Consider the following 6,696-nt stretch of genomic DNA (forward strand, 5'->3'; position numbering starts at 1 on the left):
TGGGTATGGATCTTAAATTTGTTCAAGGCGAGGGGCCCGTGTTTAGCGATCCTATCAAGACGAGAGAGGATCTAGATAGGCTGGATGTTCAAAAATCGATCAAAAATTTAAACTACGTATACGATACGATCAAGCTAACGCGCGAAAATTTGGCGCAGGATAAAGCGCTAATCGGCTTTTGCGGAGCGCCGTGGACGATAGCTACGTATATGATCGAGGGCGGCGGGACGAAAACTTACGCGGTTAGCAAAAAGCTTTTATATTCAAATCCCGAGTTTATGCATCAAATTTTAGCCAAGGTTACAGCCGCGCTCATAGGCTACATGAAAGAGCAGATAAAAGCCGGCGTAAATGCGGTGCAAATTTTTGATAGCTGGGCAGCTGCGCTAGAGGACGAGGCGTATTTTGAGTTCGGTTGGAAGTATATCATGGATATAGTGGATGCGCTTAAGGCCGAATTTCCTCAAATTCCGGTTATCGTTTTTCCAAAAGGCATAAGCGGATATCTGGATAAAATTTCGGGAAATTTCGATGTTTTTGGCGTGGATTGGAGTACGCCGATCGAGCTTGCTAAAGCAAAACTAAGCCCAAAATACGTCCTTCAAGGAAATATGGAGCCTACGCGCCTTTATAGCAAGGAGGCGATCGACGCGGGTGTGGAACGAATTTTGCAGACGATGAAAAACGCGCCGCATATCTTTAATCTCGGACACGGGATCTTGCCTGATGTGCCAGTTGAAAACGCAAAATACTTTATCAAGGCGGTTCAAACAAGAAGCGCAATAAAGATATAAGATATGGGTGGCGGCATCAAATTTAATATTATGATGGCGCCATGCTCGATCTTATTCTAAGCTTTAAGTCGGCCGAATGTACGTATAGTATCAACGAGGCGACAGAGAGCGACGACGCTACAACCAACATTGACGGGTCGGCTAAGTAAAGCGTTTGGATCATAAGCCGAGAGTCGTAACCGACGAAGAGATGGCACGGCAAAGGCGATCGCGGAAGACATAGGAAAAGATTTAGCCATTTTGTCGTTTCTTTTTGCGTAGAGTCGTCAAATTTGACTTTTATGTATGACTTTTGAGGTTATGTGAAGCAAAATTTGAGCGAAACTAAATTTTAGAATTTTGCTTTATATCTTTTTTAAAAGCTTTTTGCGCGGTAGATAAATTTCGTATTGGGCTTATCGCGTATTTTAAAATTTGCTACTAAATCGGCTTAAATCTAAATATTTTTCAGGATTTATATTCTTTTTATCCGCTTTAATAAATTTTGCCCTGGCTTTTAGTATAATCGCACATCTTAAATTTAGGAAAATCAATGCAAATCGTCTTTGGTCCCGTTAGCTCGCGCAGGTTTGGCGCTTCGCTGGGTGTCGATCTATCGCCCGCGCAAAAGTGCTGTAACTTTGACTGCGTTTATTGTGAACTCACGGCGGCAAAACCCGTCGCAGTGATAGAAAATCCGCCAAGCGTAGAGCAAGTAATCGCCGAGGTGAAGGCCGCACTTGCCGTGCATCCGCATATCGACGTCATCACGCTCACGGCAAACGGCGAACCGACGCTTTATCCCGATCTTGCGTGGCTAGTACGCGAGCTAAATTTGATAAAAGGCCGGGCTAAAACGCTAATACTCTCAAACGGCTCGGGCGTGCTTGATCCTAAAATTTGCGAGGCGTTAAAGGGGCTTGATATCGTCAAATTTAGCCTTGATAGCGCGGTGCAAAAGACCTTTGCTAGGATCGATCGCTCGGGCGAAAAAATTGGCGTCGGCGAGCTGGTGGCTGCGATGGCTAAATTTAGGCGAGAATTTAAAGGCGAGCTAGTGCTTGAAATCCTGGTCGTAAAAGGATTAAATGACACGAAAGCTGAATTTGAAGCGCTAAATGTGGCACTAAATCAAATTTCACCAGCCCGCGTAGATATAAGTACAATCGACCGTCCTCCCGCATATCCGGTTAAGGGCGTGAGCCAGGAGCTCTTGCGTGAGCTTGCACAGCAAATTTCCAGCGTACCGTGCGTGATAGCGTCGGCAAAATACGGCGATGAAAAATTCGAGCTTAGCAAAGAGGAGCTACTTGAGCTATTAAAACGCCGCCCGCAAAGCGAAAACGACGTAACAAATAGCTTCTCTGAAAGCTCGAAACAAAATTTACAGGAGCTTTTAGCGGACGGAAAGATAAAAGTAGTAGATGCGGCGGGGACTAAATTTTACCGACTTGCGTGATTTTTGCGGTAAAATTTACTCTTTTTTCTACTAATTTTTTGATATCCAAAAATTTAAGCTAAAATTTATTGACAAACGGAGTTTTTTTGCCTATAATACGACTTCTTTTAAAACGTTCCGGATTAGCTCAGCGGTAGAGTAGTCGGCTGTTAACCGATTGGTCGCTGGTTCGAATCCAGCATCCGGAGCCATTTTACTATCAAATCCATTCAAAATCCAAATTTTAAAATATTTTCAGCAATTTTCCAATTTTTTATTTAATATCCTAGAATATTTCAGAACAATTTATTTCACTATCAAATATTTTACAAGCCAAAATTCGATCAAATAGATTTTTGTTTTACTATATTATTTCTATTGTATTACTTGCAAATAGTATAAAAACTATTGACATTTTCTAACTTACTTGATATACTTCGCCTAGTATTATTTTTAAAGTAATACATAAAAAGGTTTTATGATGATAAATTTAAACAAAATAGCCGAAATAAAAACCGGACTAGTGTTAAGCAGGAAAAAGGCTGAGGCGCATAGTCCGTCCGAGCACTCGTATAAAATCGTCTCGCTAAAGTCGTTTACAGAAGATGCGTATTACGGCGATGCTTTTGCGGACGAATTTATATCTAGCGAGCAAATAAACGAGGATTATAAAGTGAGCCAAGGCGATATCTTGCTGCGGCTTAGAGAGCCGAATTTCGCCGTTTATATAGACAAAGAGTATAGCGATCTCATCTTTACGTCTTTGATGGTTCGCATAAGGGTTAAGAGTGCTAAATTTGATCCGCGTTTTGTGGCGCATTATCTAAATAGTAGCGCCGTTAAAAGAGCCCTTGCACCAGATGTTTCAGGCACTACAATAGCGATGATAGGCGTTGCAAGCTTAAATAACATAAAAATACCAGCCATAAATTTGCAAACTCAAAACAAGATAGTAAAATACCTAAATTTAGCTCGCCAAGAGAGCGAAATTTTACAAAATTTAGTAGCTCAAAAGCAAAAATACCACAAAAGCATATTTGAAAATTTGATAAAAAAAGAGGAGAACTAAGATGCAAAAGACCACTCAAGATACTATAAATAACGTAGTTTGGAAAGCTTGCGACACATTTCGCGGCACGATGGACGGAAGCGATTATAAAGACTATGTTTTAACGATGCTTTTTGTTAAGTATCTATCTGATTTTTACAAAGAAAAGCTTGAATTGCTTAGAGCCGAGTATGGCGAGAAGAGCGAGAGGATCGAAGCAAAGCTAAAGAAAGAGAAATTTAAGCTTGATGAGAGCTGCACTTTTGAGTATCTTTTGGCACACAAAGAGGCCCTAAATTTAGGCGAGATAATGAATAAAACGCTAGAAAAGATCGAAGAGGACAATAAAGACAAGCTTGAGGGCATCTTTAGAAGCATTGACTTTAACAACAAAAACAAGCTTGGCGACACAAAAGAGAGAAACGCTATCTTGCAAAATTTACTCGAGGATTTTAGCGATAGCAGGCTAGATCTTCGCCCATCCATGCTTGAGGGCAACGATATAATCGGCGACGCATACGAGTATCTCATAGCTCATTTTGCAAGCGACGCAGGCAAAAAAGGCGGAGAGTTCTACACGCCAAGCGAGGTTTCTACGCTTCTTGCAAAGCTAGTCGAGCCAAAAGACGGCGATATGATCTATGATCCTACTTGTGGTTCGGGCTCGCTTCTTATCAAAGCTTCAAAAGAGGTCGGTAGCAAAAATTTCCGCCTTTACGGACAGGAGAAAAACGGACAAACTCACGCACTTTGCAAGATGAATATGTTTTTGCACGAGATAAACGACGCTGTGATCGAGTGGGGCGACACGATCAGAAATCCGCTGCATCTACAAGATAATCTCATCAAAACATTTGACATAGTCGTGGCAAATCCTCCGTTTAGCCTAGATAAATGGGGCGCTGACTTTGCCCTAAACGATCCTTTTATGAGATTTAGCGGCTATGCCTTGCCGCCAAAGAGCAAGGGCGACTACGCATTTGTCGTGCACATGATAAAAAGCCTAAACAATAACGGCAAAATGGGCGTCGTACTTCCGCATGGAGTGCTATTTCGTGGGGCAAACGAGGGCAAGATACGCCAAAAACTGATCGAGGAAAATTTGCTTGACGCCGTTATCGGACTACCGGCAAATTTATTTTACGGCACGAGCATACCTGCTTGCATACTCGTTTTTAAGAAAAACCGCGCAAACGAAGACGTGCTATTTATCGACGCTAGCAAAGAATTTGAAAAAGGCAAAAATCAAAACTCCCTAACCGCTCAAAATATCGACAAAATAGTCTCAGTCTATAAAAATAGAAGCGAGATAGAAAAATACTCCCACCTAGCAAGCCTTAGCGAGATAAAAGAGAACGACTACAACCTAAACATCCCTCGCTACGTCGATACTTTTGAAGAAGAAGAGCTTGTGGATATCGAGGCTACAAAGGCTGAGATTTCACGCCTAGAAGCCGAGCTAAAAAGCGTTCAAAACAAGATGAGCGAGTATCTTGCGGAGCTTGGGTTATGAGCGAATTTAAAAATTTACCGAGTGGGTGGAAGATCGTGAGGCTTGGGGAAATTGGAAAAATAGTAAATGGGCTAACATATAGTCCTGAAAATGTTTCAAATAATGGATTGTTGGTCTTACGCTCGTCAAACATAAATGATAATTTTATTGTTCTTAATAATGATGATGTATATGTAAAAGGTATATCAAAATTTAATAAAACGCTAGAAAATGATATTTTAATTTGCGTGAGAAATGGTAGTAAAAATTTAATTGGTAAAAATGCATTAATTACAGAAAAATATAAGGATTTGGCATTTGGTGCCTTTATGGCTATTTTTCGAAGCAACTATAATTTATTCTTGATACATATCTTTAAAACAAATACGTTTTTTAAACAAGTAAAAAACGATCTTGGGGCAACAATAAATTCAATCAATAATAGTAATTTATTAAATTTTAAAATCCCACTTCCGCCATTAGACGAGCAAGAAAAGATAGCGGAAATTTTATCTACTTGGGATGAGGCTATAAATTTAACTATAAATTTGATAGAAAACAAAAAGCAGTTTAAAAAAGCCCTTATGCAAAATTTACTTACAGCCAAAATCCGCTTCCCTGAGTTTCAAGACGAGTGGCGAGAAACAAAGCTTGATAAAATTTTAAAAGAGCATAAAATTAAAAGTGATAACAAAAGTGAGGTTTTTTCTGTATCTGTTCATAAGGGGATTATTAATCAAATAGAACATTTGGGGCGTAGTTTTTCAGCCGAAGATACATCAAACTATAATTTGGTAAAGCCATTTGATTTGGTATATACAAAAAGTCCAACGGGGGACTTTCCATTCGGCATTATAAAGCAAAATTTAAACCCATTTAATGTTATTGTTTCTCCATTATATGGAGTATTTGAGCCGATAAATAAATTTTTGGGTACTTTATTGCATTACTTTTTTGAATCATCAATAAGGACAAATAACTATTTGCAGCCAATTATACAAAAGGGAGCAAAAAACACCATAAATATTAGTAATGATACTTTTTTGTCAAGAAGCATTCTAGTGCCTATAAATTTAGACGAGCAACAAAAAATCGCAGAGGTTTTAACGGCTTGCGATGATGAGATAAATTTACTAAATTTAAAGCTAGAAAATTTAAAAAAACAAAAACAAGGCTTGATGCAAAAACTACTAAAAGGAGAAATAAGAACATGTTATGTGAAAAAAGCAATGTAATAATGGCAATCGCATATGATTTTGACGGAACACTAGCAAGAGGCAATATACAAGAAAATTCTTTTATACCAACAACACTAGGTATAAAAAAAGAAGATTTTTGGAATAACGTAAAGGAACTATCTGAAGAAAACAATATGGATGAGATATTGTCATACATGTATTTGATTGTTAAAAAAGCATATGGTGCTGGTGCAAAAATTACAAGAGAGGAGCTTAGCAAACACGGTAAAACTGTTAAATATTTTAACGGTGTGGAAGAGTTTTTTGAAAGGATTAATGATTATGCTGCACAAAAGGGGATATTGATTGAGCATTATATAGTATCATCAGGCACTAAAGAAATGATCGATGGAACGACTATAGCGAATAAATTTAAAAATATTTATGCGTCATCATTTATGTATGATGAATATGGCAAACCGACTTGGCCAGCTTTGGCAATTAACTATACGACAAAAACTCAATATTTATACAGGATAAGCAAAGGAATTCTTAACGCTTGGGACAATAAACTAATTAATAAATATATACCAGAGAATAAAAGACGTATTTTATTTGAAAATATGATATACATAGGTGATGGAGAAACCGATGTTCCAGCTATGAAGTTACTAAAAACTTCCTAGTTAAAGAAGGATTCAAAGAAGTTCAATAGTCTTACTTGATCCTCGAAGGAATAGTTTTGAAAGGAAATTTAATTCGTGAGA

Annotated in this window: 6 protein-coding genes and 1 tRNA gene; all 7 read left to right on the top strand. The window is 38.5% G+C overall.

The window, feature by feature from the left end:
• A partial coding sequence (locus Q0200_RS00175) for a uroporphyrinogen decarboxylase family protein (RefSeq protein WP_297936441.1) occupies positions 1–794 on the top strand: 794 nt, incomplete at its 5' end.
• A gap of 532 nt (positions 795–1,326) precedes the next feature.
• Positions 1,327–2,232: a radical SAM protein gene (locus tag Q0200_RS00180; protein ID WP_297936443.1), complete on the top strand. Its 906-nt coding sequence runs from the start codon at positions 1,327–1,329 to the stop codon at positions 2,230–2,232.
• A gap of 116 nt (positions 2,233–2,348) precedes the next feature.
• Positions 2,349–2,423: transfer RNA gene (locus Q0200_RS00185), tRNA-Asn, on the top strand.
• Between the two features lie 269 nt (positions 2,424–2,692).
• Complete coding sequence (locus Q0200_RS00190; protein ID WP_297936445.1) at positions 2,693–3,280, top strand: restriction endonuclease subunit S; 588 nt, start codon at positions 2,693–2,695, stop codon at positions 3,278–3,280.
• 1 nt (position 3,281) lies between these two features.
• On the top strand, positions 3,282–4,772 hold the full coding sequence (locus tag Q0200_RS00195) for a type I restriction-modification system subunit M (RefSeq protein ID WP_297936447.1): 1,491 nt from the start codon (positions 3,282–3,284) through the stop codon (positions 4,770–4,772).
• Positions 4,769–5,986, top strand: a complete 1,218-nt coding sequence (locus Q0200_RS00200; RefSeq protein ID WP_297936449.1) for a restriction endonuclease subunit S — start codon at positions 4,769–4,771, stop codon at positions 5,984–5,986. The genes Q0200_RS00195 and Q0200_RS00200 overlap by 4 nt, the downstream gene beginning before the upstream one ends.
• Entirely contained in the window at positions 5,962–6,615 is a 654-nt protein-coding gene (locus Q0200_RS00205; protein WP_297936451.1) for an HAD family hydrolase, read from the top strand. Before Q0200_RS00200 ends, Q0200_RS00205 begins: the two co-directional genes overlap by 25 nt.
• The last annotated feature ends 81 nt before the right edge of the window (positions 6,616–6,696 follow it).

Origin of the sequence: uncultured Campylobacter sp. (assembly GCF_938045225.1) — a bacterium.
Lineage (GTDB): Bacteria > Campylobacterota > Campylobacteria > Campylobacterales > Campylobacteraceae > Campylobacter_A.